At 64.0% G+C, this 26,709-nt stretch carries 24 protein-coding genes; 15 read left to right on the plus strand and 9 right to left on the minus strand.

Going from position 1 to position 26,709, the window contains the following annotated elements:
- Positions 1-112 precede the first annotated feature (112 nt).
- The 6 genes from Q0602_RS17495 (at position 113) to Q0602_RS17520 (ending at position 4,501) form a co-directional block, all read left to right on the plus strand.
- Positions 113-376: a ComEA family DNA-binding protein gene (locus tag Q0602_RS17495; RefSeq protein WP_298845931.1), complete on the plus strand. Its 264-nt coding sequence runs from the start codon at positions 113-115 to the stop codon at positions 374-376.
- A gap of 106 nt (positions 377-482) precedes the next feature.
- On the plus strand, positions 483-962 hold the full coding sequence (locus Q0602_RS17500; RefSeq protein WP_295040133.1) for an FxsA family protein: 480 nt from the start codon (positions 483-485) through the stop codon (positions 960-962).
- Positions 963-1,161: 199 nt separating this feature from the next.
- Entirely contained in the window at positions 1,162-1,455 is a 294-nt protein-coding gene (locus Q0602_RS17505) for a co-chaperone GroES (protein ID WP_071232843.1), read from the plus strand.
- Between the two features lie 58 nt (positions 1,456-1,513).
- Entirely contained in the window at positions 1,514-3,157 is a 1,644-nt protein-coding gene (gene groL, locus Q0602_RS17510) for a chaperonin GroEL (protein WP_298845937.1), read from the plus strand.
- Positions 3,158-3,308: 151 nt separating this feature from the next.
- Positions 3,309-4,037, plus strand: coding sequence for an RNA methyltransferase (locus tag Q0602_RS17515; RefSeq protein WP_298845939.1), 729 nt, complete (start codon positions 3,309-3,311; stop codon positions 4,035-4,037).
- A gap of 80 nt (positions 4,038-4,117) precedes the next feature.
- On the plus strand, positions 4,118-4,501 hold the full coding sequence (locus Q0602_RS17520) for a hypothetical protein (protein WP_298845941.1): 384 nt from the start codon (positions 4,118-4,120) through the stop codon (positions 4,499-4,501).
- Between the two features lie 137 nt (positions 4,502-4,638).
- Here the strand turns inward: Q0602_RS17520 and rpsA are convergent, their stop codons facing one another.
- The 7 genes from rpsA to Q0602_RS17555 all read right to left on the minus strand — a co-directional run bounded on the left by rpsA (position 4,639) and on the right by Q0602_RS17555 (position 15,172).
- Positions 4,639-6,315, minus strand: coding sequence for a 30S ribosomal protein S1 (gene rpsA, locus Q0602_RS17525; protein ID WP_298845943.1), 1,677 nt, complete (start codon positions 6,313-6,315; stop codon positions 4,639-4,641).
- Positions 6,316-6,537: 222 nt separating this feature from the next.
- Positions 6,538-7,218, minus strand: a complete 681-nt coding sequence (cmk, locus tag Q0602_RS17530; RefSeq protein WP_295041169.1) for a (d)CMP kinase — start codon at positions 7,216-7,218, stop codon at positions 6,538-6,540.
- Positions 7,215-9,446 carry a bifunctional prephenate dehydrogenase/3-phosphoshikimate 1-carboxyvinyltransferase gene (locus Q0602_RS17535; protein ID WP_298845946.1) on the minus strand — a complete coding sequence of 744 codons (2,232 nt, stop codon included), beginning with the start codon at positions 9,444-9,446 and terminating at the stop codon, positions 7,215-7,217. Before Q0602_RS17535 ends, cmk begins: the two co-directional genes overlap by 4 nt.
- A 7-nt stretch (positions 9,447-9,453) precedes the next feature.
- Positions 9,454-10,554 carry a prephenate dehydratase gene (gene pheA / locus Q0602_RS17540; RefSeq protein WP_295039358.1) on the minus strand — a complete coding sequence of 367 codons (1,101 nt, stop codon included), beginning with the start codon at positions 10,552-10,554 and terminating at the stop codon, positions 9,454-9,456.
- Between the two features lie 51 nt (positions 10,555-10,605).
- The gene (gene serC / locus Q0602_RS17545) at positions 10,606-11,688 is read right to left on the minus strand and encodes a 3-phosphoserine/phosphohydroxythreonine transaminase (RefSeq protein WP_298845948.1); all 1,083 of its coding nucleotides are present in this window, start codon (positions 11,686-11,688) and stop codon (positions 10,606-10,608) included.
- A gap of 131 nt (positions 11,689-11,819) precedes the next feature.
- A complete protein-coding gene (gene gyrA, locus Q0602_RS17550; RefSeq protein ID WP_295039361.1) occupies positions 11,820-14,579 on the minus strand; it encodes a DNA gyrase subunit A in 2,760 nt (919 codons plus the stop codon).
- Between the two features lie 161 nt (positions 14,580-14,740).
- Positions 14,741-15,172 carry a thioesterase family protein gene (locus Q0602_RS17555; RefSeq protein WP_298845950.1) on the minus strand — a complete coding sequence of 144 codons (432 nt, stop codon included), beginning with the start codon at positions 15,170-15,172 and terminating at the stop codon, positions 14,741-14,743.
- 199 nt (positions 15,173-15,371) lie between these two features.
- Here Q0602_RS17555 and Q0602_RS17560 point away from each other — a divergent pair, with 199 nt between their 5' ends.
- From Q0602_RS17560 to Q0602_RS17570, 3 genes are all read left to right on the plus strand, one after another.
- Complete coding sequence (locus tag Q0602_RS17560) at positions 15,372-16,298, plus strand: recombination-associated protein RdgC (protein ID WP_295039365.1); 927 nt, start codon at positions 15,372-15,374, stop codon at positions 16,296-16,298.
- Positions 16,295-17,536 (plus strand): 1-acyl-sn-glycerol-3-phosphate acyltransferase, encoded by a 1,242-nt coding sequence (locus Q0602_RS17565; protein WP_295039366.1) that lies wholly within the window; start codon positions 16,295-16,297, stop codon positions 17,534-17,536. Before Q0602_RS17560 ends, Q0602_RS17565 begins: the two co-directional genes overlap by 4 nt.
- 307 nt (positions 17,537-17,843) lie before the next feature.
- Positions 17,844-18,533, plus strand: coding sequence for an RIO1 family regulatory kinase/ATPase (locus Q0602_RS17570; protein ID WP_298845951.1), 690 nt, complete (start codon positions 17,844-17,846; stop codon positions 18,531-18,533).
- 15 nt (positions 18,534-18,548) lie between these two features.
- On the opposite strand, the gene Q0602_RS17575 is transcribed toward Q0602_RS17570, so the two are convergent.
- Positions 18,549-20,000: a TrkH family potassium uptake protein gene (locus Q0602_RS17575; RefSeq protein WP_295039369.1), complete on the minus strand. Its 1,452-nt coding sequence runs from the start codon at positions 19,998-20,000 to the stop codon at positions 18,549-18,551.
- Between the two features lie 352 nt (positions 20,001-20,352).
- On the opposite strand from Q0602_RS17575, the gene Q0602_RS17580 reads away from it, so the two are divergent.
- Positions 20,353-20,637 (plus strand): hypothetical protein, encoded by a 285-nt coding sequence (locus Q0602_RS17580; RefSeq protein WP_110602865.1) that lies wholly within the window; start codon positions 20,353-20,355, stop codon positions 20,635-20,637.
- A gap of 111 nt (positions 20,638-20,748) precedes the next feature.
- On the opposite strand, the gene Q0602_RS17585 is transcribed toward Q0602_RS17580, so the two are convergent.
- Positions 20,749-21,273: a pilin gene (locus Q0602_RS17585; protein ID WP_298845953.1), complete on the minus strand. Its 525-nt coding sequence runs from the start codon at positions 21,271-21,273 to the stop codon at positions 20,749-20,751.
- A gap of 363 nt (positions 21,274-21,636) precedes the next feature.
- On the opposite strand from Q0602_RS17585, the gene pilB reads away from it, so the two are divergent.
- The 5 genes from pilB to yacG all read left to right on the plus strand — a co-directional run bounded on the left by pilB (position 21,637) and on the right by yacG (position 26,557).
- Positions 21,637-23,364: a type IV-A pilus assembly ATPase PilB gene (gene pilB, locus Q0602_RS17590; protein ID WP_298845955.1), complete on the plus strand. Its 1,728-nt coding sequence runs from the start codon at positions 21,637-21,639 to the stop codon at positions 23,362-23,364.
- 41 nt (positions 23,365-23,405) lie between these two features.
- Complete coding sequence (locus tag Q0602_RS17595) at positions 23,406-24,659, plus strand: type II secretion system F family protein (RefSeq protein ID WP_298845957.1); 1,254 nt, start codon at positions 23,406-23,408, stop codon at positions 24,657-24,659.
- A 102-nt stretch (positions 24,660-24,761) separates the two neighbouring features.
- A complete protein-coding gene (locus tag Q0602_RS17600) occupies positions 24,762-25,622 on the plus strand; it encodes an A24 family peptidase (RefSeq protein WP_298845959.1) in 861 nt (286 codons plus the stop codon).
- A 26-nt stretch (positions 25,623-25,648) separates the two neighbouring features.
- A complete protein-coding gene (gene coaE / locus Q0602_RS17605) occupies positions 25,649-26,257 on the plus strand; it encodes a dephospho-CoA kinase (protein ID WP_298845967.1) in 609 nt (202 codons plus the stop codon).
- A gap of 54 nt (positions 26,258-26,311) precedes the next feature.
- Positions 26,312-26,557, plus strand: coding sequence for a DNA gyrase inhibitor YacG (gene yacG / locus Q0602_RS17610; RefSeq protein ID WP_298845962.1), 246 nt, complete (start codon positions 26,312-26,314; stop codon positions 26,555-26,557).
- The last annotated feature ends 152 nt before the right edge of the window (positions 26,558-26,709 follow it).

Genomic DNA, 26,709 nt, shown 5'->3' on the forward strand with positions numbered 1-26,709 from the left:
AATGATCGCTTTTTTCCGATAAAAAATCGCGGAGCAGCGTCGATACAAGGTAATGACGGGCGGTGTGGAATGACACCGGCCTTCACTCACCGATATCAAAAGAGAGATCGCCATGAAGACTCTGCTCCGTGCCGCACTGTTCTCGCTGTTCAGTTTCATCGCCCTCCCCGCGCTTGCCCAGGATGCCCCCGTCAATATCAACGAGGCGTCGGTCGAGGCATTGACGACGCTGCCCGGCATCGGCGCGGTCAAGGCTCAGGCGATCGTCGACGATCGGAAAGCCAACGGCGACTACAAAAGCCTGGAGGACCTGACCCGCGTCGATGGCATCGGCGAAGCCACGGTGGCCAACCTCTCCGAGAAGGCAACACTGTGATCCCGGCTCCGGGGCCGGCTTCTCGTCGGCCCCGGGGTGTCCAAGCTTGCAATTCCCTCGTTAGTCTCCATCTTGCCTGATTGGCAGTGCCAACGACGGAGACATCATGCCCCTGCTCATCCTCATCGCCCTATTCGCGATAGCGGACTTCGCCGTACTCTTCACGCTGGGAGCCAGGCTAGGCCTGCTGACCAGCCTGTTGTGGATCGTCGCCAGTGGTGCCCTCGGTGTTCATCTGATTCGCCGCGAGAGCCTGCTCACGCTTCAGCGGGCCCGTGTCCGCGTGGCAGCCGGTGAAATTCCCTCCGCCGAGATCATGGCGGGCGCCTCGTTCGTATTGGCGGGCATCCTGTTGATAGCACCCGGTTTTCTTTCCGATATCGTGGGCCTAGCATGCCTGATCCCCGGCAGCGGCCAGCTATGGCGTCGCTGGTCCGCCCGCCGCAGTGGGAGCGGCTCGAAGGGGGCGGAAATCCCCGGCGACTGGAACGTCCATCGAAGAGATTCGGAAAACCCTGCCAGCGGTGGTCGAGCCGGCGATGGTGCCAATCCCATCGAGGGAGAGTATCTCGGCAAGGACCAATGAAGCGCCCTACCTTGCCGCCGCCCGGCGATAAAATTTTCAGGCCGCCCCTTGAAACCGGCTGGCCAGACCCAATCAAGGCAGCAGCGACAGCTTTAGGCCGTCAGGCCCATTAACCGGAAGGCGCAAGCCTTCGCCCCTTGAGCCTGGCTCATGTGGGAACGTGCATTTGTAACATGCAACCATCAGGAGAACGTGAGCAATGAAAATCCGTCCCTTGCACGATCGCGTCATCGTACGTCGCAAAGAAGAAGAGCAGAAAACTGCTGGCGGCATCGTGCTTCCGGGCAGTGCCCAGGAGAAGCCGACACGCGGTGAAGTCCTGGCAGTGGGCAATGGCCGTATCCTCGAGAGCGGCGAAGTTCGCGCACTGGACGTCAAGGTTGGCGACACCGTGATTTTCAAGGAAGGCTTCGGCGTCGAGAAACAGAAGGTCGACGGTGAAGAAGTCCTGATCATGAGCGAAAGCGACATCCTGGCCGTCGTCGAAGGCTGATCGGCCGAAGCTAGACGATTCATCACGATTTCACGCATTACATTAGGAAGATCGAACAATGGCAGCTAAACAAGTCAAGTTCTCTGATGATGCTCGCAAGCGCATGGCACGTGGCGTCAACGTTCTCGCCGACGCGGTAAAGGCGACGCTCGGGCCGAAAGGTCGCAACGTCGTACTGGAGAAATCCTTCGGCTCGCCGACCGTCACCAAGGACGGCGTTTCCGTGGCCAAGGAGATCGAACTGAAGGACAAGTTCGAGAACATGGGCGCCCAGATGGTCAAGGAAGTCGCCTCCAAGACTTCCGATGCCGCGGGTGACGGTACCACCACCGCCACCGTACTGGCCCAGTCCATCGTCAACGAAGGGCTGAAAGGCGTCGCCGCCGGCATGAACCCGATGGATCTCAAGCGCGGCATCGACAAGGCCGTCGTCGAGGCCGTCAAGCATATCCAGGCGCTCTCCGTACCCTGCACCGACGCCAAGGCCATCGCTCAGGTCGGTACCATCTCCGCCAACGGAGATGCGCGCATCGGTGAGATCATCGCCGAAGCGATGGAGAAAGTCGGCAAGGAAGGCGTCATCACCGTCGACGAAGGTCGCGGCTTCGAGGACGAGCTGGAAGTCGTCGAGGGGATGCAGTTCGATCGCGGCTATCTCTCCCCGTACTTCGTCACCAACCAGGACACCATGGCGGTCGAGCTCGAAGACCCCTACCTCCTGCTGGTCGATAAGAAAGTCTCGAACATCCGCGAACTGCTCCCGGTACTGGAAGCCGTCGCCAAGGCCGGCAAGCCGCTGGCGATCATCGCCGAAGACATCGAAGGCGAAGCGCTGGCGACGCTGGTCGTCAACAACATGCGCGGCATCGTCAAGGTGGCTGCGGCCAAGGCGCCCGGCTTCGGCGATCGTCGCAAGGCCATGCTGCAGGACATCGCGATCCTGACCGGCGGCACCGTGATCTCCGAAGAAGTCGGTCTCAGCCTCGAACAGGCCAACCTCGACCACCTGGGCAGCGCCAAGCGCATCACCATGTCCAAGGAGAACACCACCATCATCGATGGTGCCGGCGTCGAGTCCGACATCGAATCGCGTGTCGCACAGATCCGCGCGCAGATCGAAGAGACCTCTTCCGACTACGATCGCGAGAAACTGCAGGAACGCGTCGCCAAGCTGGCCGGCGGCGTTGCCGTGATCCGCGTCGGTGCGGCGACCGAGTTCGAGATGAAGGAGAAGAAGGCTCGCGTCGAAGACGCCCTGCACTCCACTCGCGCTGCGGTCGAGGAAGGCGTCGTGCCTGGTGGCGGTACCGCCATGGTTCGCGTCCTGACCCTGATCCAGGGCCTGACCGGTGACAACGAAGACCAGACCCACGGTATCGCCATCGCGCTTCGCGCCATGGAATCCCCGCTGCGTCAGATCGTCACCAACGCAGGCGAAGAGGCTTCCGTCATCGTCAATCGCGTCAAGGAAGGCGAAGGCAACTTCGGCTACAACGCGCAGACCGGCGAATACGGCGACCTGTTCGAAATGGGTGTCCTCGATCCGGCCAAGGTGACACGCACCGCGCTGCAGTCCGCGGCTTCCGTCGCCGGCCTGATGATCACCACCGAAGCCATGGTGGCCGAAGATCCGGACGACGCACCGGCAGGTGGCGGCGCTCCGGACATGGGCGGCATGGGTGGCATGGGCGGCATGATGTAATCACTGCCCCGCCACCGCCTGATCCTTTCAGGTATCATGGAAAGCCCCGCCTTCTGGCGGGGCTTTTTTGTTGCCGAGTCGGCTGGGCCTTCGGCTCGCCCGGAAGCCTTCGGCGACACCCCGAATTCTTGCCCGCAGGAGTTTTTCGCGCATGCTGGATCGCATTCGCATCGTTCTCGTCCAGACGTTCCACCCCGGCAATATCGGTGCCAGCGCGCGCGCGATGAAGACCATGGGCCTGAGCGACCTGGTCCTGGTCGCCCCACGCCAGTTTCCCGATGAGGAGGCCACCCGCCTTGCCGCTGGCGCTGCCGATCTCGTCGAGGGTTGTCGTGTCGTCGACTCCCTGTCGGCGGCGATTGGCGACTGCGTACAGGTCATCGGCGCCAGCGCCCGACTGCGCAGCCTGCCACTGCCCTGCTACCATCAACCGGACCAGATGGCCGCCGAACTGTGGCGCCGCCTGCCGGAGGGGCCGGTCGCCATCGTTTTCGGGCGGGAGCGATATGGATTGACCAACGAGGAGATCGGCCACTGCACGCATCAGCTGAACATCCCTGCCAACCCGGACTATGGCGTGCTCAACCTCTCCCAGGCCGTGCAGATCGTGGCCTACGAGGCGTTCCGCCAATCCCGTATCCAGGGGGAAGCACAGCAGATGCCCAAGGCCAATGGCCCTTATCCGACGATGGAGCAACTGGACCACTTCTACACCCACCTGCACCGCGCCTTGGACAGCGCCGGATTCCTGACGCAGCCCCACGCCAGGACCGAGGCTCACCTCCGCGCACTGTTCACCCGCGCCGAGCCCAGTCGCAAGGAGCTTTCGATTCTGCGTGGTGTACTCAATGCACTGGAAGGTTCAAGCCGAGACGGCTAGATCAGCAGGCAAAGTCCTTTGACAGTCAGACCGGCCAGATAGAGAATGGGAATCGATCTCATCAAAAAGCGATGACGGCGATGACTTCCGAACGCTCCCAGCTCTACTACACCTGCGTCTTTCTTCAGGTCTCCTTCCAGGCCATCGAGAGCTCGGTCATGACCCGGAGCGATGACAGCAGCCGCTGCTGGCTGGACGCACAGACCCTGCAGATGCTGCTGGGCGAACTGCAACGCTGCCGCCGCAGTGCCTCACCGTTCAAGCCCGTCCACGCACCGCTCGAGGAGGCGATCTACCACTGCGGTCTGTTGATGGCGCAGTGCCCCGGCGCCCTCGACCAGCGCCTCTGCCGACACCATCTCCAGGCCATCGGCGCTCCGCTGGGGCAAGCGGTCCGGCACCTTTCCGTCACCCATCAGCCACCCACTTCGTCGCCACGCTTCCGAACCTGGTTCGGCCGCTGATCTCGGCACCGAGGCCACGCGTTTTCCATCAATCTTCCGAGCGTTGCCAGCGGCTGGCACGGTCGGCTGAACGGCGGCACCAAAAAAAACAGCGCCCGTAGGCGCTGTTTTTGTTCGGCAGGACCGGATTCGATGAATCAGTCCTGGCCCATCTGCTGCTTGATCAGATCACCGATGGTGGTCGGGCCGTTGGGCTCGACATCCTGATCGCGCAGTTTACCCATGCTGCGACGCGTATCGACCTGATCCTTGGCTTTGATGGAGAGGTTGATGACGCGGCTCTTGCGATCCACGTTGACGATCTTGGCTTCGACGCTATCGCCTTCGTTCAGCACGTTGCGCGCATCTTCGACGCGATCGGCGCTGATCTCGGACGCCTTGAGCACGGCCACGACGTCAGTCGCCAGCTCGACATGGGCTTCCTTGGCATCGACTTCGATGATGCGGCCAGTGACCACGGCACCCTTGTCGTTGACAGCCAGGAACTCGGAGACCGGATCGGACTCGAGCTGCTTGATACCCAGCGAGATGCGCTCACGCTCCGGATCGATCGACAGGATGACCGCTTCCGCTTCATCGCCCTTCTTGAACTGACGAACGGCTTCTTCGCCGGTCTCGCTCCAGGAGATGTCCGAGAGGTGAACCAGACCGTCGATGCCGCCTTCCAGGCCGATGAAGATACCGAAATCGGTGATCGACTTGATGGTGCCGGCAACACGGTCGCCCTTGTTGTAGCGACCGCTGAAGTCTTCCCACGGGTTGGTGGTGCACTGCTTGATACCCAGGGAGATACGACGACGCTCTTCGTCGATGTCGAGAATCATGACTTCGACTTCGTCACCGACCTGAACCACCTTGGACGGATGGATGTTCTTGTTGGTCCAGTCCATTTCAGAGACGTGAACCAGGCCTTCGACACCCTCTTCCAGCTCGGCAAAGCAGCCGTAGTCGGTCAGATTGGTGACGCGGGCGTTGACCTTCATGCCTTCCGGATAACGGTCGACGATGTTGACCCACGGATCTTCGCCCAGCTGCTTCAGGCCCAGAGATACGCGGTTGCGCTCGCGATCGAACTTGAGGACCTTGACGTTGATCTCGTCGCCGACAGCCACGATCTCGCTCGGATGCTTGATTCGCTTCCAGGCCATGTCGGTGATGTGCAGCAGGCCGTCGACGCCACCGAGGTCGACGAACGCGCCGTAGTCGGTGAGGTTCTTGACGATACCGTTGATCTGCTGGCCTTCCTGCAGGGTCGCCAGCAGCGCCTCGCGCTCGGCGCTGTTCTCGGCTTCGAGAACGGCACGGCGGGAAACGACGACGTTGTTGCGTTTCGGGTCGAGCTTGATGACCTTGAAGTCCAGCTCTTTGTGCTCCAGGTGCGCAGTATCGCGTACCGGACGCACATCGACCAGCGAGCCCGGCAGGAAGGCGCGAATGGAGGAGACGTCGACGGTAAAGCCGCCCTTGACCTTGCCGTTGATCACGCCCTTGACGATCTCGTCCTTCTCGAAGGCCGCTTCCAGTTCCTTCCACGCTTCGGCGCGCTTGGCCTTCTCGCGTGACAGGCGGGTCTCGCCGAAACCGTCTTCGACGGCTTCCAGCGCCACCTTGACTTCGTCACCGACAGCAATGGTCATTTCGCCATTGTCGTCACGGAACTGCGCCGCGGGGATCTGCCCCTCGGACTTCAGACCGGCGTTGACGGTGATCCAGTCGCCTTCGATGTCAACCACGGTCGCCATGACGATGGCACCGGGTTCCATGTTGATGTCCTGGAGAGACTGTTCAAACAACTCAGCAAAGCTTTCGCTCATGTGATTCCTACGTGATCAACGTTGATGACGGTTGTACCGTCTTCCTCCGTACCACCAGCGAGCACGGGCCTTATCGACATATCCCTGGGGATGTTGGCGCTGGTTCGACCTGCAGCGACTTTTCAGTCGGGTCGTTGCACGTCATGACATCTTGCCAGGGGCCCCGGGAGCGGAAGTGCGTCGTCGGCTTCTGCCGGAGAACCGACCTGAAACCGGTGGGTCTCAGGCCAGCTTTCGTTCGGCGAGCAGCGTTTCGATACGCTCCACGACTTCCGGTATATCCAGCTGCGTGGTGTCCAGCTCGACCGCATCTTCAGCGGGCTTGAGCGGGGCCACCGAGCGCTGCATATCGCGCGCGTCGCGCGCTTGGATTTCTTCCAAAAGGGTCGAGAGTCTAGCATCTTCGCCCGCCTGCTGCAATTGCAGCAGGCGTCGACGCGCCCGCTCCTCGGCGGAGGCGGTGAGATAGATCTTGAGCGGTGCATCGGGGAAGACCACGGTCCCCATGTCACGTCCATCGGCGACCAGCCCCGGCGTCTTGCAGAAATCGCGCTGACGCTGGAGCAGCGCGGCGCGAACCGGCGGCAGCGCCGCTACCTGGGACGCCGCGTTGCCGACGCTTTCACTGCGAATCGCCGTGGTCACGTCGTCGCCTTCCAGCAGGATCTGCATTGCCCCATCCTCGACGGCGAACACCACGTCGAGCTCCTGGGCCTGCACGGAGAGCGCCTCGGCATCGTCGACCGCCACGCCATTGCGCATCGCCGACAGCGCCGTCAGGCGATAGAGGGCACCGGAGTCCAGCAGGTGCCAGCCCATGTGCTCGGCGATCATGCGGCTGATCGTCCCTTTCCCGGCCCCGCCCGGGCCGTCGATGGTCAGAACCGGCGCCACTGTCGTCATGCCGATACCTCCGTCAGCTCGAGTCCCACCTTGTTGGCCAGCGCGACGAAACCGGGGAACGACGTCGCCACGTTGGCGCAGTCGTCGATCGCTATCGGTCCGCCGGCCCGCAAGGCGGCGACGGTGAAGGCCATGGCGATGCGGTGGTCACCGAGACTGTCCACCTGCCCGCCCTGATAATTCGGGCCCTCGCTGACACTACCGACCACATCGATACCGTCATCGTAGACGGTGGTCTCGACGCCCAGAATCTCGAGGCCATCGGCCATCGCCTGGATGCGGTCGGACTCCTTGACCCGCAGCTCCTCGGCCCCGCGCAGACGGGTCGTGCCCTCGGCGTTGGCCGCGGCAACGAACAGTGCCGGAAACTCGTCGATCGCCAGCGGCACCTGATCGACGGGAATGTCGATACCCTTGAGCGGTGCATAACGAATGTGCAGATCGGCCACCGGCTCGCCGCCGACTTCGCGCGGATTTTCCAGGCGCAGATCGGCGCCCATCAGCTTGAGAATGTTGATCACGCCGATGCGGGTCGGGTTGACGCCGACGTGCTCGAGCACCAGATCGGAACCCGGCGTGATCGCTGCCGCCACCAGGAAGAAAGTGGCGGAGGAGATATCGGACGGCACGTCGATCGGCGCACTGGTCAACGCCCCGCCACCCTGCAATGTCGCCAGGTCGCCAGCGCGATCGACCTTGTAGCCGAAGCCGTTGAGCATGCGCTCGGTATGGTCCCGGGTGGGGGCCGGCTCGCGCACGCGGGTCTCGCCCTCGGCGTAGAGCCCCGCCAGCAACAGGCAGGACTTGACCTGGGCGCTGGCCATCGGCATGTCGTAGTGGATGCCTTTCAGCGACTGGCCACCGTGGATCCGCAGCGGCGGTCGCCCACCTTCCGCGGTGTCGATCCTCGCCCCCATCAGCCGCAGCGGGTCGGCAACCCGTGCCATGGGGCGCTTGGTCAGCGAGGCGTCTCCGGTCAACTCGGTGTCGAAGGCCTGTCCCGCCAGCAGGCCGGCAAAGAGCCGCATGGCAGTGCCGGAGTTCCCCACGTAGATCGGACCGGCCGGCTTTTTCAGCCCGTGCAGGCCCACGCCATGGATCGTCACCCGCCCCTGGTGCGGCCCCTCGATGGCGACACCCATGTCGCGGAACGCCTGTAGCGTCGCCAGGCTATCCTCCCCCTCGAGGAAGCCCTTGACCTCGGTGACGCCATTGGCCAGTGCGCCGAGCATGATCGAGCGGTGAGAGATGGACTTGTCGCCGGGAACGCGAATCCGGCCGTTGACCGAACCGCCGGGCGACACCCGGTACTGAACCTGTCGTGCTTCCATGGTCTGATAACTCGTCTGATTCAACAGCGTTTCAAAATAGTACCTGGCGTGACTGGCGCGATCGAACGTGCCCAGCATGGCGTCGCTGTCGCCCTGCTCGACGGCCGCCCGCAATCGCGCCAGGCCGGTCTCGAAATCATCCAGCGCACCCAGCAGCGCATCGCGGTTGGCGGTGAAGATATCGCGCCACATCACCGGATCGCTACCGGCGATCCGGGTGAAATCCCGAAACCCGCCGGCGGCGTAGCGGAATATCTCCAGCCGCTCGTCCTGGCGGGCCAGCGTGTCGACCAGCGAGAACGCCAGCAGGTGCGGCAGATGGCTGGTCCGCGCCAGCACCTGATCGTGCCGGTCCACCGGCATCTCGAGCACTTCCGCCCCGCAGCGTTGCCATAGCGCCCGTACCGTGGCGATGGCTGCCAGCGTGGTGTCAGCCTCCGGCGTCAGGATGACCTTGTGATGACGGTAGAGCGCCGGGTTGGCCGCGGCCACGCCGCTTTTCTCGGAACCGGCAATGGGATGGCCCGGAACGAAATTGACCGGCAGACGACCGAAGGCTTCCCTCGCCGCCTCGCAAACGCGGCGCTTGGTACTCCCGACATCGGTCAGCACGCGATCGCCGAGGACCGGGGCCAGTTGCTCGAAAACCCGCCCCATGGCCAGGACCGGCACCGCTACCACGACGAGGCCACTCTGGGCGACCAGCGCCGCGAGATCGCTGCCCCCGTCGTCGATCACGCCCATCTCGAGGCCGGTGTCGATCTCCTCGAGGTTGGGGTCGCAGGCCAGTATCCGCCCACCATAGCCGCCGGACTTGAGCGCGGCGGCCAGCGAGCCGCCGATCATTCCCAGCCCCACGATCAGCACCGTGGGATCCACCGGCGATGTGTCACTCACCCGCATCTTAAAGCACGCCCACCGGGTAGGAACCCAGCACTTTCATGTCCTGCGCGCGGCCACGCACCTCCTCAAGCACACTCGCGATCCCGGGCTGGTCGACATGCCCCTTGAAGTCGATGAAGAAGACGTAGTTCCACGCACCGGTGCGCGACGGGCGGGTCTCGAGACGGGTCATGTCGACATGGTGGCGATGGAACGGTTCGAGCAGCGCGTGCAGCGCACCGGGCTCGTTGCGCATGGCGACCACCACCGAGGTCTTGTCGGTACCCGACGGCGGCACCGACTCGTTGCCGATGATCAAGAATCGCGTGGAGTTGTCGGGGCGGTCCTCGATCTTCTCCGCGACGTGGTCGAGCCCGTAGAGCTGAGCCGCCATGTCGCCGGCGATCGCCGCGCTGTGCCATTCGGTCTTGACCAGTCGCGCCGCCTCGGCGTTGGAAGAGACCGCGACGCGCTCGGCATGAGGGTAGTGGGCATCCAGCCATTTGCGGCACTGGGCGAAGGACTGTGGATGCGAGTAGATCCGCGATATCTTGTCCTGCCGCGTGATGCTCGACATCAGCAGATGGTGGTGGATACGCAGCACCACCTCCCCACTGATGTGCAGGCCGGAATCCATGAACGAGTCCAGCGTGTTGTTGACGACACCCTCGGTGGAATTCTCCACCGGCACCACACCGTAGTTGACCGCGCCCGCCTCCACCTCACGGAACACTTCGTCGATGGCCGCCATCGGCAAGCTGATGGCGCTGTGGCCGAAATGCTTGAGCGCCGCCTGCTGGGTGAATGTGCCTTCCGGCCCCAGGTACGCCACCTTGATCGGCTTTTCCAGCGCCAGGCAGGCGGACATGATCTCGCGGAAGAGCCTGGCCATCTCCTCGCGGTGAAGCGGGCCGGGGTTTTCCTCCATCACCCGGCGCAGCACCTGCGCCTCGCGCTCCGGGCGATAGAAGACGGCATCGGGGTCGTCCGCGGTCTTGACATGGGCCACCTGGGCGGCGCACTCGGCACGCTCGCTGATCAGGCGCATCAGTTCGCTGTCGATGGTGTCGATGCGCTGTCGAAGCGCAGCCAGGTCCAGCGGCGAATTCGAGGAGTCACTCATGACCGTTTCCTGATGACTGTAGGGTGATGTCGTTGGGTGAAGCTCCGCTCATCAACCGCGGCGGCGCTCGAAATCCCGCATGAAAGTGATCAACGCCTGTACGTCGGCTTCGCTGACGGCGTTGTAGAGGCTGGCCCGCATGCCGCCGACGCTGCGATGCCCCTTGAGATTCAGCAGCCCTTCCGACTCCGCCTCCTTCAGGAACGTCGAATTCAGCGCCTCGTCGGCCAGGGTGAATGGCACGTTCATGATCGAGCGGTTGGCCGGATCGATGGGATTGGCGTAGAAATCGCTGGCGTCGATCGTCGCGTAGAGCGCTTCGCACTTGCGCCGGTTGATCGCCTCCATCTCGGCCAGGCCGCCAACGTCCTGCTTGAGCCACTGGAACACCAGGCCAGCCAGATACCAGGCATAGGTCGGGGGCGTATTGATCATCGAGTCGTTGTCGGCATACACCTTCCAGCCCAGCAGCGACGGTGCCTGCGGCAAGGCGCGTTCCAGCAGATCGTCACGAACGATGACGACGGTGATCCCGGCGGGTCCGATGTTTTTCTGGGCCCCGGCGTAGATGACCCCATACCGGCTGACGTCAAGCGGTGCGGAGAGGATCGACGATGACATATCGCAGACCAGCGGCACGTCCACCTCTGGCACGTAATCGTATGCCAGGCCACCGATGGTCTCGTTGTGGCAGTAGTGCAGGTAGGCTGCATCGGTCGAGAGCGCGATCTCGTCCGGGCGCGGCACATGGACGTAACCATTGCCCTGCGTCGAGCCCGCCACGTGAGCGCCGGCGAGATGATTCGCCTCCTTGATCGCCTTGGTGGACCAGATCCCGGTATCCAGATAGTTGGGGGTACCGCCCTGCCCCAGCAGATTGAGCGGCACGCAGGCGAACTGCAGGGTGGCGCCGCCCTGCATGAACAGCACGCGGTAGTTGTCGGGGATCGCCAGCAGGTCGCGCAGATCCCGTTCGGCCTGGGCCGCGATCGCCTCGAACGTCGGGCTGCGGTGGCTCATCTCCATCACCGAAAGACCCTGTCCTCGGTAGTCGAGCATCTCCTCGCGAGCGCGCTCCAAAACGGCGGACGGCATCGCCGCCGGACCAGCACAGAAGTTGTGCAGACGTGTCATTGCCTGAATTCCTGGATCTGAATCATTGCTGACCACAGTGGCAGCCGAAAACGGCCATCGCCGACAACCAACCACTGCCGAAAGCGCTACTGTCGACCGCTCCGGGCACGATCGCCCGGAGCGGACCCCGCTCACTCGTCTTCCGACTTGCCGTCATTCGATTCGTCGCCGGAAGCGTCATCGACCTTCCCGTCGACATTCGCATCGGCGTTCTCGGCCTTGCCGTTTTCGTCGACGACGTCTTCGGCCAGCTCACCCTCGGCCAGTTCGTCCTCTTGGGGCTCGTCGACACGCACCGTCTTGACCAGGCGCTCGTCGTCACCCGTGCGGATCAGCGTCACGCCCTGGGTGTTGCGGGAGCTGATCGAGACTTCGGCAACCCGGGTGCGGACCAGCGTGCCGCGATCGGTGATCAGCATCATCTCGTCGCTCGAGCGCACCTGCATCGCCGCCACCAGCGAGCCGTTGCGCGCCGTGGTCTGCATCGCGATCACGCCCTGGCCGCCGCGCCCGCGGATCGGGAACTCCTCGAGCCGGGTGCGCTTGCCGTAGCCGTTCTCCGACGCGGTCAGGATATAGATCTGCTCGTCGTTGCCATTGCTGCCGTCATTCTCGGCATCGGCCTGATCGTCGGCTTCGGCGTCCGCGTCGGCATCGATGGTCTGGCTCTGGGGGATGATCAGACTGATCACCTCGGCGCCATCGAGCAGGCGCATGCCGCGAACGCCGCGTGCGGTACGGCCCATCGCGCGGACATTGCCCTCCTCGAAGCGGATCGCCTTGCCGTTGGACGACAGCAGCATGACGTGGTCCGAACCGGAAGTGATCGCGGCGCCGACCAGCCGATCGCCCTCATCGATGTCGATGGCGATCAGCCCCACGCTGCGCGGCCGGGAGAACTGGTCCAGCGAGGTGCGCTTGACCGTGCCGCTGGCGGTGGCGAAGAAGATGTAGCTGTCCGGGTTGTAGTCCCGCACCGGCAGAATGGCGTTGATCGACTCGCCGGCGTCCAGCGGCAGCATGTTGACCAGCGGCTTGCCCCGCGAGCCGCGGCTGGCGTTGGGCATTTCGTAGGTCTTGAGCCAGTACACCTTACCGCGGTTGGAGAACAGCAGCATGGTGTCGTGGGTCGAGGCCACCACCAGGTGCTCGATGACGTCCTCGTCCTTCATGCTGGTCGCCGACTTGCCGCGCCCGCCCCGCTTCTGCGCCTGGTAGTCGGTGATCGGCTGGGTCTTGGCATAGCCGCCACGGGAGAGCGTGACCACCATGTCCTCCTCGGCGATCAGGTCTTCCATGGAGAGATCGAGACGACTGGTGTGAATCTCCGTCTTGCGCTCGTTGCCGTACTGATCGCGGATCGCCTCCAGCTCTTCACGGATGACCTCGAGCAGGCGATCCGGCGAGGCCAGAATGTGGTTGAGCTCGGCGATCTTCTCGAGAATGCTCAGGTATTCGTCGAGCAGCTTCTCGGTCTCGAGCCCGGTCAGGCGGTGCAGACGCAGCTCGAGGATCGCCTGGGCCTGGGCCGGAGACAGCCGGTACATGGCGCTGTCGTCGGACAGCCCGTAGCCCTCCTCGAGATCCTCCGGCTTGCACGAGGTCGCCCCGGCGCGCTCGAGCATGCCGGTGACCTGGCCTGGCTGCCAGTCGCGAGCGAGCAGCTTGTCCTTGGCCTCGGCGGCATTGGGCGACGCCTTGATCAGCTCGATCACTTCATCGATGTTGGAGATCGCGACGGTCAGGCCTTCGAGCAGATGGCCGCGCTCGCGAGCCTTGCGAAGTTCGTACAGCGTGCGGCGAGTGACGACTTCACGCCGGTGGCGGACGAAGGCTTCGAGCAGCTGCTTGAGGTTGAGCGTCTTGGGCTGGCCGTCGTCCAGCGCGACGATGTTGATCCCGAACACGTTCTCGAGCTGAGTGTGCGCGAACAGGTTGTTGACGACGACATCGCCCGATTCGCCGCGCTTGATCTCGATGACCACGCGCAACCCTTCCTTGTCGGACTCGTCGCGCAGCTCCGCGATGCCCTCGACCCGCTTCTCCTTGACCAGCTCGGCGATCTTCTCGATCAGCCGCGCCTTGTTGACCTGATAGGGCAGCTCGGTAATGACGATGTGGTCGCGGCCGCTCTTCTTGTCGAACTCGACGGTATGCTTGGCACGCACGTAGATGCGGCCACGACCGGTGCGATACGCCTCGAGAATGCCGGCACGGCCGTTGATGATGCCGGCGGTGGGGAAATCGGGCCCGGGGATGTACTCCATCAGGTCATCGACCGTCAGGGTGTAATCCTCGATCAACGCCAGGCAGCCGTTGATCACCTCGACCATGTTGTGCGGCGGGATGTTCGTCGCCATGCCGACCGCGATACCGGAAGCGCCGTTGATCAGCAGGTTCGGCACCTTGGTCGGCAGCACTTCGGGGATCCGTTCGGTGCCGTCGTAGTTGTCGACCCAGTCGACGGTGTCCTTCTCGAGATCCGCCAGCAACTCGTGGGAGAGGCGCGCCATGCGCACCTCGGTGTAACGCATCGCCGCGGCATTGTCGCCATCGATGGAACCGAAGTTGCCCTGGCCGTCGACCAGCACATGGCGCATCGAGAAATGCTGCGCCATGCGCACGATGGTGTCGTAGACCGCACTGTCGCCGTGGGGGTGATATTTACCGATCACGTCGCCGACGACACGCGCCGACTTCTTGTATGGCTTGTTCCAGTCGTTGCCGAGTTCGTGCATCGCGTAGAGCACGCGACGGTGGACCGGCTTCAAGCCATCGCGGACGTCGGGAAGCGCGCGCCCGATAATGACGCTCATCGCATAGTCCAGATAGGACTGCTTGAGCTCATCCTCGATGTTGACTGGCAGAATTTCTCTGGCGATATCACCCATGGGTCGTCAAATCCTTTGCACCGCTGCCACGACCGGCGTCCGGCCGTGGCAGCGTTAATAAAGCCCCGACAAGGCGGCCAAGTGGCTTGGCCGCACAATCACGGGATCATACCATTTCAGGGGCTTTAAAGGCAGGCGTTGACGTGCTTTGGACGGCTTTTCTACTTCCCTTCTGGCGCATCGACCACCAGCGGTCCCAATCGCTCCGCCCACTCCCCCTCCATCGGAACCACCTGGCCGCTGCGCTGGTCGAGCAGCACGAATGTCAGCGTGGCGGCCGCCACCAGCTCACCGCTGCCGATATGCGTTATCCGATGCCCGACCACACCGCTGCGCCCACCGACTCGGATCAGGCAGGTTTCGACCTTGAGGTCATCGTTCATGACGGCTGCGCGGCGATAATCGATATTGAGATTGACCGCGACCAGCGCCACGCCCCGAGCCAGTCCGTCGGCGAACTCCGGATGGGCATCGACGTAGGCCCAGCGCCCCTCCTCGAGGAACTCGAGATAGCGGGCATGGTTGACGTGGCCGTAGCCGTCGAGATGAAAGCCCCGGACGCGAACCTCGGTTACCGTGATACGTGAATCCATGCAAACCTCCGTGATGACTGTTGTCGATGCCGCGACGGCAAGACGGCGCTGACGCCAGCTCTCTTCCCGATCGTCTGTCGCTCGCAGCTTCAAAACATACGCCCGTTTGAAACAGTCGCGCAAACATCGACGACCAACCTCGGTGGTAACGCCTGGGTCGTTTCGACATAATATGCCTCCTTTCAAACGGAGCGGGCGCATGTGGTTCAAGCACTGTCATCTGTATCGCTGCCATGACGTCGAGGTTCTCTCCCTGGAGGACCTGGAAACCGCACTGGCAGAATTCGCGTTTCGCCCCGTCTCCCCGCGCGAGGCGCGCCGGGTTGGGTGGAGTGCACCGGCGGGCCGTCGCGGCGATCAGCGCGCCCACGAGATCCAGGGGCATCGACTGCTGTCGATGCTGCGCCAGGAGCGCCTGCTGCCGGCGGCGGTGGTCAACGACGAGGTCGCTGAGCGCAGCGAGGCGCGCGAGCAGGCCGAGGGCCAGCCGCTATCGCGACGCGAGCGCCAGTTGCTCAAGGAACAGGTCATGGAGGAGCTGCTGCCCCAGGCCTTCACCCGCACCCAGCGCGTCGAGTTGTGGTGGGATACCCGCAAGCGCCTGATCGGCATCAACGCCTCCAGTCGCAAGCGCGCCGAGGAGGTGCTGGACCTGCTGCGCCAGACGCTCGGCTCGTTGAAGGTGACGCCATTGGCGACGAAGACGCCGCCGTCTCGCGGCATGACCCAGTGGCTGAGCGACCCCGCCAGCCGCCCCGCCAGCCTGATGCTTGGTGACCAGGTGGAGCTGCGCGCGGCCGAGGACGAAGGCGTATTGCGCGCGCGCCAGGTCGACCTCGATAGCGAAGAGATCCAGTCGCTGCTCGAGAACGGCCGTCAGGCCAGCCAGCTCAGCCTCGGCAGCGAAGGACAGCTTCGTGCCATGCTGCACGACGACCTGGCGCTCAAATCTCTCAAGTTCGACGACGCCCTGCTGGACGAAGCCAGTCAGAGTGACGACGGCGACGACCCGATCGTCTCTCTGGAAACGGACTTCGCGCTGATGTCGCAAACGCTGGCGACTTTCGTCGACCAACTGATCGAATGGCTGGGCGGCGAAGCCGATCCGGCAGCACCGACGCCATGACGCTTCATCCCGATACCGACAACAACACCGGAACCGGCAGTGGTGGCGTGACCGCCAACCCGCACAGCGCCGAGGCGGCGATCGACCTCGACCGGTTCGCCGACATTCGCCCCTACCACGACGAAGAGGTCGAGGCCGTGCTGGCCCGTCTCGCTCATGACAGCGAGCTACTGGACGCGATCACTCGCTACCGCCTGCCACGGCTGGCCCGCTTCGCCCCGCCGCTGGCGCGGATGCTCGCCAGCTTCCGGCTGCAGCGCGAGATGCGCGGCGTGACCACCGTGCGCGACTTCCAGTTGCGCATCGCCGACTACATGGCGCACATGATCAGCCGCACGACCCACGGATTCGATGTCGAGGGCCTGGAGCGACTGGATACGGGGCAGGCCTACCTGTTCATCGGCAACCATCGGGATATCGCCCTCGACCCGGCCTTCGTCAACTACGCGCTCTATCTCGCGGGCCACGACACCGTTCGCATCGCCATCGGCGACAATCTGCTGCAGAAACCCTTCGTCACCGACCTGATGCGGCTCAACAAGAGCTTCATCGTGCCGCGCTCTATCAAGGGCAAGCGGGCGATGCTGGCAGCCTATCAGTCGCTCTCGGGCTATATCCGCCACTCGATCACCGACGACAACCACTCGGTGTGGCTGGCCCAGCGCGAAGGGCGGGCCAAGGATGGCGTCGATCGAACCGATAGCGCCATCGTCAAGATGCTCTGCATGGCACGCCGTCTGGAAGAGGGCGACAGCGACATCGGCAGCGCGGTGCGCGAGCTCAAGATCGTTCCCGTCTCGATCAGCTACGAGTACGACCCCTGCGCGGTCAACAAGGCCCGCGAGTTGCATGCCAAGGAGACCGACGGCACCTACAGGAAGGTGGAGTTCGAGGACATCTTCTCCATCGTCTCCGGCATCACCGGCAACAAGGGCCGGGTCAAGCTGGTGTTCGGCACGCCATTGTCGGCCGAGTTCGGCACCGCCGACGAGGTCGCCGACGAAATCGACCGGCAGGTGCTGGAGAACTATCCGACCTTCCCCAGCCATCAGCTTGCACTGGCCGAAACCGGGTTGGCCCCGGAACTGGTGGATCTGAGCGGCGTGACTCCCGAAGATCGCGAGCAGTTCCGAAACCAGCTGGCGGCCGTCCCCGAACCGCTGCAACGCTGGTGGCTGCTGCAATATGCCAACCCGATCCTGAATCGGGCCGGCAAGCCCCAGCGTCACGACGCCTGAGCCGTCGGCGCCGACGTCAGATCGTCCCGGCATCGACCGGGACCACCCCTCCTCACCCCGCCGCCATCCGCCAATGGCGACTCCTGGACCGGAGACGGCTTGCCCGCCTCCGGTCCACTCGAACCCGTCTTTTGCCGGCGGCACGGTTGCCGGTACCGACCAGCCACTGGCGCGAGCGGTAAAATTTCCTTAAAATACGCTTAAAATTAGCCAGCTAATTAGCGTATTCACATTCCTGACCATGAACGCTCCTCTCGACCCCGCTACCGTGTCACCCGCCAAGGCGTCCGACGCTGCCGGCTCGGCCATGCCGCCTCCAAAAGCGCTACCGCTTTCGGCACCAACGCCGTTCACGCCCACCACCCTCCAGCACGGCACCGGGCTGCTCAAGGCCGATGTCTATCTTGACATTCACGCGGGCCGACCGGTGATCCGCAAGGACTACAGCCGCTATGCCGGCAGCTGGCTGGCGATTCCGGCGCGCCTGCTGCTGCACCACGAGGCACGGATTCTGGAACGCCTTCGCCATTGGCCCCATGCGCCCAAGGTGATCGGTCAGGCCGGCAAGCTGGCGCTGCTGCTGGAGTACGTGCCCGGCGAGCTGCTGAGCGAAGCGGCGGATCTCACCAACCCGATCGCCTTCGCCCAATTGATGGCTGCGCTCGCCTCACTCCACCGCAGCTCGATCGTCCACAACGACGTGCGCGGCTCCAATATCATCATGAGCCGGGGTCGCGTGGTGCTGATCGATTTTGCCGCGGCGCTCTACCTGCCAGGCGGTCGACTGCTCCGGTTCCTGCTGCGCCCCCTGCAGCGCAGCGATATCGCCGGCGGACTCAAGTTCAAGACCCGCCTGACCGGCGAGGCGCTGACACCGCGGGAAGCACGGCTGCGGCGCAAGCCGGCCTGGATGAGAAGCCTGCAACGCACCTGGAAGCGCCGGCTGCTGCCACGCCTCAAGCGTCGCCTCGCCCCGACCGGCCGGCGCAGCGGATGACACTCCGCCACACCGCTACTTGCGCCAGAAGAACGGCGTCATCAGCACCAGCACCGTGAGAATCTCGAGGCGCCCCATCAGCATGCCGAGGGACAGCAGCCACTTGGCCGCATCCGGCAGCGAGGCGAAGTTGCCGGCGGGTCCGATGGTGTTCCCCAGCCCCGGCCCGACATTGGCCAGGGCGGTGGCCGCCCCGGTGATCGCGGTCACCATGTCGAGGCCCAGCGCGGCCAGTGCCAGCGCCAGCACCGCCACGGTGAGAAAGAAGAAGAACGAGAAGGCGATGACCGCGCGCACGACCTCGTCGTTGAGTGGCCGGCCGTTGTAGCGCTGGGCGAACACGCCACTGGGATGCACCAGGTAGCGCAGCTGGTTGGCCAGCAGCAGCCCCCCGATCTGGAACCGGAAGATCTTCATGCCGCCGCTGGTCGACCCGCTGCAACCGCCGACGAAGGTGATGAAGAAGAACGTGGTGACCGCCAGCGGCCCCCACTGGGTGTAGTCGGCGCTGGCGTAGCCGGTGGTCGTCACCACCGAGATCACGTTGAAAGCGACATCCGTCAGTGCCTGGAAGGGCGCGTCGGAGAAGGCCAGGATCCGATAGAGCGTCAGCGTCGCGATCACCACCAGCAGCAGACCGACGAGCCCCCGCACCTGCTGGTCCTGCCACAGCGCGCCGCGACTGTCGCGCAGCAGCCTGATGTAGAGCACGAACGGCAACGCCCCGCCCAGCATGAACAGACAGCCCAGCCACAGGATCAGCGGGCGATCGTGATAGATGCCGAACGAGGCGTCGTAGTTGGCGAAGCCACCGGTGGAGACCGAGCTCATGGCGTGGACGATGGCGTCCAGCGTGCCCATGCCCGCCAGGCGATAGCTCAGGATCGCCGCCAGCGTGAGCCCGAGATAGATGATCGTGGACGCCTTGGCGATACCGCCGGCCCGGGGCAGCACCTTGTCCGACCAGTCGGAGGACTCGGTCTGGAACAGGCGCATGCCACCGACCTTCAGGAACGGCAGAATCGCGATCGCCATCACGATGATCCCGATCCCGCCCAGCCACTGCATCAACCCGCGCCACAGTTTGAGGCCGTCGGACAGGTCATCGATGCCGGAGAGCACGGTGGAGCCGGTGGTGGTGATGGCGGAAACCGACTCGAATACCGCATCAGTGAACGACAATTGCGGAGCTCCCAGCACCAGCGGCAGGCTGGCGAAGGCGCTGATCACTGCCCAGCTCGAGGTGGTGAGGATGAACATGTGGCGCGTCTTTAACTCGACCGCCGTCTGCCACGTCCAGGCCAGCAGCGAACCCGAGACCACCGCGACCACCGCCATCGACTTGAGAAACGCCCACAGGTCGGGATCGTTTTCGAGCCCCAACAGGATCACCGGCGGCAACATGAACAGCGCCAAAACGATCAACAGCAGCGCCAGAATCTTGAAAATCGGCTTGGCGTCTTGCAAGACTTCCTCCCGGTTCCGTCCACTCGAGCCCGATCTCTCCGCCCGCGGGAGGCCTCACCCCGCCGCGGCGAATAAATCGCGGCGATGATAGGCCATCGCGAGACGCAAGACACGGCTTTACCCGCTTTTCTCGTCGACGGCTCGGCTTCGCAAGCGCTCACCGTGGAGTGAAAGGCCGCCAGTGGAAAGCGCTCGCCCAGAGTGGCATCCGCCTCTCTTTCAGCGCGCCCCGCGGGCTCTGGCGGTGCGACGAGATATGCTATGGTGGCGCCATCAGAGCGCATGAGCGCGAAGGCTTGGCGGCACGCCGAGTCCGGACACGCCCTCGCCGCCCACCACAGGAGAGTCATCCATGAGTTCCGCCTCGGAAATGCAGAAAAACCGCGTCATCCAGGAGCTGCGCGCCTTCATCAAGAAGCTGCTGCAGGAGCCCGGCATTCTCGAGAATTCGCTGGCCATCGCCAAGCGTCACTCGGATGGCAGCAACGACCCCAAGGCCTGGGCGACCATCGCCAACGAGATCTCGGATACCACCAGCGTGCATATCCCGGAAGACCCGAGCGAGCATTCGGAGGCCGACCGGCTGTTTCTTGAGGTGTTGCGGGAGGTCGTGGGGGAGGAGAAGGCGCTTTATTGAGCTGTAAGCTGTAAGCCGTGAGCTTTAAGCCGTGAGCTTTAAGCTGGAAGAGAGAAGAGAGAAGAGAGAAGAGAATAAAAAGCAAGGCCGGCGGGTGCCGGCCTAGAGGATCTATTCCTGTTCGCAATTCGAAACATACTTCTGTGGAACATTTGTCGTGCACTCCCAACCCCACGAACCGCCACTATCGGAATAGGTGTAAGTAACAGTGCCTTCGTTCAGGTCAGCACTGACATCTACATCACCAGTGTTACCATCGGCATCAGGCGGAGCGGAACCAAACGTGTAGGTAATCTTGGCATCCGAACCAGCTGTGGCCGGACCTACTACAGCAGTTATAGCGCCGTATTGCCCTTCCGCCCCAATCCCAAGGTTATCGACATCGTAAGGGTTATTATTACCCTCCGCTGATGTGTCACCCGTGGTACGCCCTTGATCCACTAGTGATTGAACAGCCACTCTAGCCCCACCAAGCAACGTATGTGCTTCGGCAAATTGCGATCTCGCGATGTAATTCTGATACTGCGGGATCGCGATGGCGGCGAGGATGCCGATAATCGCGACGACGATCATGAGCTCGATCAGGGTGAAGCCACCCTGCCGGCGGGTTGGTGCTTTCGGGTTCTTCTGCATCATGGTTCCCTGCCTTGCCAATGTTGAGCCGTTGGGACTGGTGCCACTCGCGCCGCCCACCGGACGCCCCCTTGCCTTGCGTACCGCGCTCGCGGTTTCGAGTCTTGGGCCCTTCATGACCGCCCGCGGCTGTCCGCCCCCACACACGAAGATACGCAAAGTTACTATTGGTGACACTGCAGGCGGTTTATCGGCAGCTGGCGAAGAATACTTAAAGAAAAATGGCGCTACGCCGATAGCTGGGTCATCCCGGTAGTGAATCCCGCTCCACAGGGGCTCTCACGATGCCGGTCGTCGTCGATCGACCAACCACTCGCTGGCCGTTCGATTTCGCTGCTCACGTCGTCATCCAAGGGGCGCCTTCTGATGTCGGAAGCCATGCCATCCCGCGCGCAAAGCGGACTCGCCCAGCGCTTCATCGAGCAGGGACTGATCAGCGCGGAGGCTTGCGAGCAGGCGTTCCGCGAAGCCGCCGAGAGGCAGTTGACGCTGCTGGAATTCCTGGTGAGAGAAGGCAGGATCGACGCCCGCCAGGCCGGGGTGCTGGCAGCCCACGAGTACGGCTTGCCGTTCCTGGACCTGAAGCAGATCGACTGGGATCAGCTACCCGTCATCGAACCGGTGGCGGACAAGGTCATGCGCCGCTCTCAGGTGCTGCCGCTGGCCCGCGACGACCGCCGGCTGACCGTGGCGATCGCCTTTCCCGCCACGCTGGCCAGCCTGGACGAGCTGCAGTTCACCACTGGGCTGGCGATCGAGGGCGTGCTGGTGCCGTTCGATCAGCTGGAACGCGCCCTGGCCAAGCGCTACCAGCGCCAGGAGGCCTCCGGCATGCTGGAAGCGCTGGGGGAGGCCAGCGAGTCACTGACGCTGGATACCAGCGAAGCCGATCTGGAAAACGAGGCCGCCGCCTTCGACAAGGGCGGCGACGACGACGAGCCGGTGGTGCGCTTCGTCAACAAGATCCTGCGCGACGCCATCCATCGCGGCGCGTCCGATATCCACTTCGAGCCCTACGAGTCGAGCTACCGGATCCGCTTTCGGGTCGACGGCATGCTGATCGAGATCGCCCGGCCGCCGCTCAACCTGCGCACCCGTCTCGCCGCCCGGCTCAAGGTGATGGCGCGCCTGGATATTTCCGAACGCCGCCTGCCCCAGGATGGCGCAATGAAGATCCGCCTGGATGCCAAGCGCGCCATGGACTTCCGCGTCAACACGCTGCCCACCGTTTTCGGCGAGAAGGTCGTGCTGCGTCTGCTGGATGCCGAGACCGCCAGCTTCGGCATCGACGCGCTGGGCTTCGCGCCCGCCCAGCGTCGGCTGTTCGAGGCCGCGCTGGCCGAGCCCCAGGGCATGATCCTGGTCACCGGCCCCACCGGCAGCGGCAAGACGGTGACGCTCTACACCGGTATCAACCTGCTCAATACCGAGGAGCGCAACATCTCGACCGCGGAAGACCCGGTGGAGCTCAAGGTGCCCGGCGTCAACCAGGTCAACGTGCAGCCGCGGGTCGGGCTCGACTTCGCCAGCGCCCTGCGCGCCTTCCTGCGCCAGGACCCGGACGTGGTGATGGTCGGCGAGATTCGCGACCTGGAGACCGCCGAGATCGCGATCAAGGCCGCCCAGACCGGCCATCTGGTGCTCTCGACCCTGCACACCAACTCGGCCGCCGAGACGCTGACCCGCCTGCGCAACATGGGCGTCGCCAGCTTCAATATCGCCAGCTCGGTGTCGCTGATCATCGCCCAGCGCCTGGCGCGGCTGCTATGCCCGCGCTGCAAGGTACCGGCGGAGATCCCCGCCGAGGTGCTGCGCCAGGAGGGCGTCTCCGCCGACAGGCTGGCGGGTGCCACGCTCTACCGCGCGGTGGGGTGCGACCACTGCACGCTGGGCTACAAGGGCCGTATCGGGATCTACGAGGTGGTCCCGGTCAACGAGGCGATGAGCCAGATGATCATGGCGGACAGCCACGCGCTCGAACTGGCCCGCGCGGCGCGGGACGCCGGCCATGCGGGACTGCGCCAGAGCGGGCTCGACAAGGTGCTTCAGGGCCTGACCAGCCTCGAAGAGATCAACCGCGTAACTACGGACTAAAGGCACCGACTGACGCCCGGCCTACCAGACAGGACGCGATCATGGCGACGACCCTCAAGCGAACCAGGCCGGTGAAGGCCCCCAAGGCGCCCCGCCGGGTGGTGATGCACCGCTGGCAGTGGCGCGGCAAGAACCTGCGCGGGGAGACCGTGGCCGGCGAGCTCATCGCCACCGATATCGACGAGGTCCGCAAGGAACTGACGCGCCAGAAGATCATCGTCAAGCGCATCACCCGCAAGACCGGTCTGTTCGGGTTGGGGCGTATCGCGTCCCGCGACATCACGCTTTTTTCCCGTCAGCTGGCGACCATGATCCGGGCCGGCGTACCGCTGCTCCAGGGCTGCAAGGTGGTCGCCGAGACGCTCAAGAATCCCGCGATGCGCAACCTGGTGGAGACGCTGGCCAACGACATCAGCGCCGGCTCCAGTTTCTCGGAGGCGCTGGCCAGGCACCCTTCCCGCTTCGACCGCATGTTCGTCAACATGGTCGCCGCCGGCGAGCAGTCGGGCGCACTGGACAAGATGCTCGAGCGGGTGGCCAGTTATCGCGAGAAGGTCGAGACGCTCAAGAATCGGATCAAGAAGGCGCTCTACTATCCGGCCGCGGTCATCCTGGTCGGCATCGGCGTTACCGCACTGCTGCTGGTCAAGGTCGTCCCCCAGTTCCAGAGTCTCTTCAATGGTTTCGGCGCCGAGCTGCCGGCCTTTACCCAGTTCACCGTGCAGCTGTCCGAATTGACCCAGGCCTACTGGTGGCAGGCCATTCTCGCCGCAGCGGCGCTCGTTTTCTGCCTGCGCCAGGCCATGAGACGATCACCCGCCTTCGCCTATCGCGCCCACCAGCTGATACTCAAGCTGCCGGTGCTCGGCAATATCGTCGACAAGGGATCGATCGCCCGCTTCTCGCGCACCCTGGCGACCACGTTCAATGCCGGCATCCCGCTGGTGGAAGCGCTGGACACCGCCGCCGGAGCCACCGGCAACCGCGTTCATCAGCGAGCCATCGCCAGTATTCGCGAGGACGTGGGGACAGGGCAGCAGCTCAACTTCGCCATGCGTCGCACCAACGTCTTCCCACTCATGGCGGTCCAGATGGTGAGCATCGGCGAGGAAGCCGGTGAGCTGGACACCATGCTCGACAAGGTGGCGGAGTTCTACGAGGAAGAGGTCGACAACCAGGTCGACGCGCTGACGTCGCTGCTGGAACCTTTCATCCTGGTGGTGCTGGGCACGCTGGTGGGCGGGCTGGTCGTGTCGATGTATCTGCCCATCTTCCAGATGGGCTCCGCAATTTAGTTACGAACGGGCTGCGCTCGACCAGCCGTTGTTGAAAGCGGTCGACCTATGGGTACGTTACCCTTAGCGCTGACTATTTATTCGATGTTCGTGGAGTATCCGTTGTTAGATCTTCCTCCTTTGCTTACCTGGCCGTTGGCTTTCGTGCTCGGCGCGACGCTGGGTAGCTTCCTCAACGTGGTCATCGTGCGTCTGCCGGTCATGCTGATGCGCCGCTGGCGCGCGGAAGCGCTGGAGGCACTGGAGCAACCCGCGGAGGCCACTCCCCGCTATAATCTGGCAACGCCACGCTCGCACTGCCCCGGTTGCGGGCATTTCATCGCCTGGCACGACAATCTGCCATTGGTCGGCTGGTTCAAGCGCCGGGGGCGTTGCGCGGCGTGCGGCACATCGATCAGCGCGCAGTATCCGCTGGTGGAGCTGGCCTCGGCGATACTGGCGGTGGCGGTCATCGCACTGCACGGCATCAGTTGGCAGAGCCTGTGGCTGATCGGTGCCTGCCTGACGCTGCTGGCGGGGGCGGTCATCGACTGGCGCACCCAACTGCTGCCGGACGCGTTGACCCTGCCGCTGCTGTGGGCCGGCCTGCTCTATCAATGGCTGTTCGCACCGCTGATGCTGGAGAGCGCCGTGCTGGGAGCCATCGCCGGCTATCTCTCGCTGTGGTCGGTCTACTGGCTGTTCAAGCTGACCACCGGCAAGGAGGGCATGGGCTATGGCGACTTCAAGCTGATGGCGGCCCTCGGTGCCTGGCTCGGCTGGCAAAGCCTGCCGCTGCTGCTGCTGCTGTCGGCCGGGGTCGGCGCGATCGCCGGCATGACATTGATCGCCATGCGACGACAAGAGCGGAACCAGGCGATGCCCTTCGGCCCCTATATCGCTCTCGCCGGGTGGATCGCGCTGCTGGTCGGCGAACCGTTGCTGGCGGTCTACCGCAACCTGCTGCTGGGAGGCTGGGGATGACCCTGACGGCCAACGCGCACGACACCATGGTGGTGGGGCTCACCGGCGGCATCGGCTCCGGCAAGAGCGCCGTCGCCGACGCCTTCGGCGCTCTCGGCATCGGCTGGATAGACGCCGACCATGTCGCCAGAGAGGTCGTGATGCCAGGCGAACCCGCGCTGGCGGCCATCGTCGAGCGCTACGGCAAAACGATCCTCCAGCGGGATGGCACGCTCGACCGCCGCGCGCTGCGCGCCCGGATCTTCGACGATGAAGCCGAGCGCCACTGGCTGGAAGGGGAAACGCATCCGCGTATTCGCCAGCGACTGCGGGCCCACCTGGCGAGGCTGCGCGCCGCTGGCGCGCCCTACTGCCTGCTGGTGTCGCCGCTGCTGATCGAATCCAGCCAGCACGAACTGGTCGACCGGATTCTGGTGGTGGACGTTCCCAGGGAAGTCCAGATCGAGCGCACCCTGGCGCGGGATGGCGTCGACAGGCGCCAGGTGGAGTCCATCCTGTCGGCGCAGAGCTCCCGGGAGCGCCGCCTTGCAGCCGCCGACGACGTCATCGACAATGGAGGCACTCGACGACACCTGCTCGATCAGGTCGCTGGGCTGGATGCCAAGTACCGCCAATTGCGCTCTTCAGCGGGATGACGCTCCTTCGACACCCTCGCCCCGACACGTTAGCCACCGACACGATATCTCTCTATGACTCGATCCAACGACCCAAGCAACGACAAGGGCGCCGGCAAGGGGCTGACCGTCCCCTGCCCCCAGTGCCAGCAATCGGTTGCCTGGACGACCGAAAACGCCTATCGGCCGTTCTGTTCCAAGCGCTGCAAGCTGATCGACCTGGGCGCCTGGGCGGATGGCTCCCACCGCATCCCGGGCGAACCGCACATGGATGAAACCGAACTCGACGAACTCATCGACCGGCTCGAACGCGGCGAGTAGTCCGCTCACCCTGAATGTCGACGCTTGCTACAGCCTGATTCCATGGCCGGAAACGAAGACGCCGCACCCAGGGGTGCGGCGTCTTCGTTTTTGGCTCTTGGCTCTTGGCTCTTGGCTCTTGGCTCTTGGCTCTTGGCTCTTGGCTCTTGGCT

Source organism: uncultured Salinicola sp. (genome assembly GCF_937921195.1).
Taxonomy (GTDB): domain Bacteria; phylum Pseudomonadota; class Gammaproteobacteria; order Pseudomonadales; family Halomonadaceae; genus Salinicola.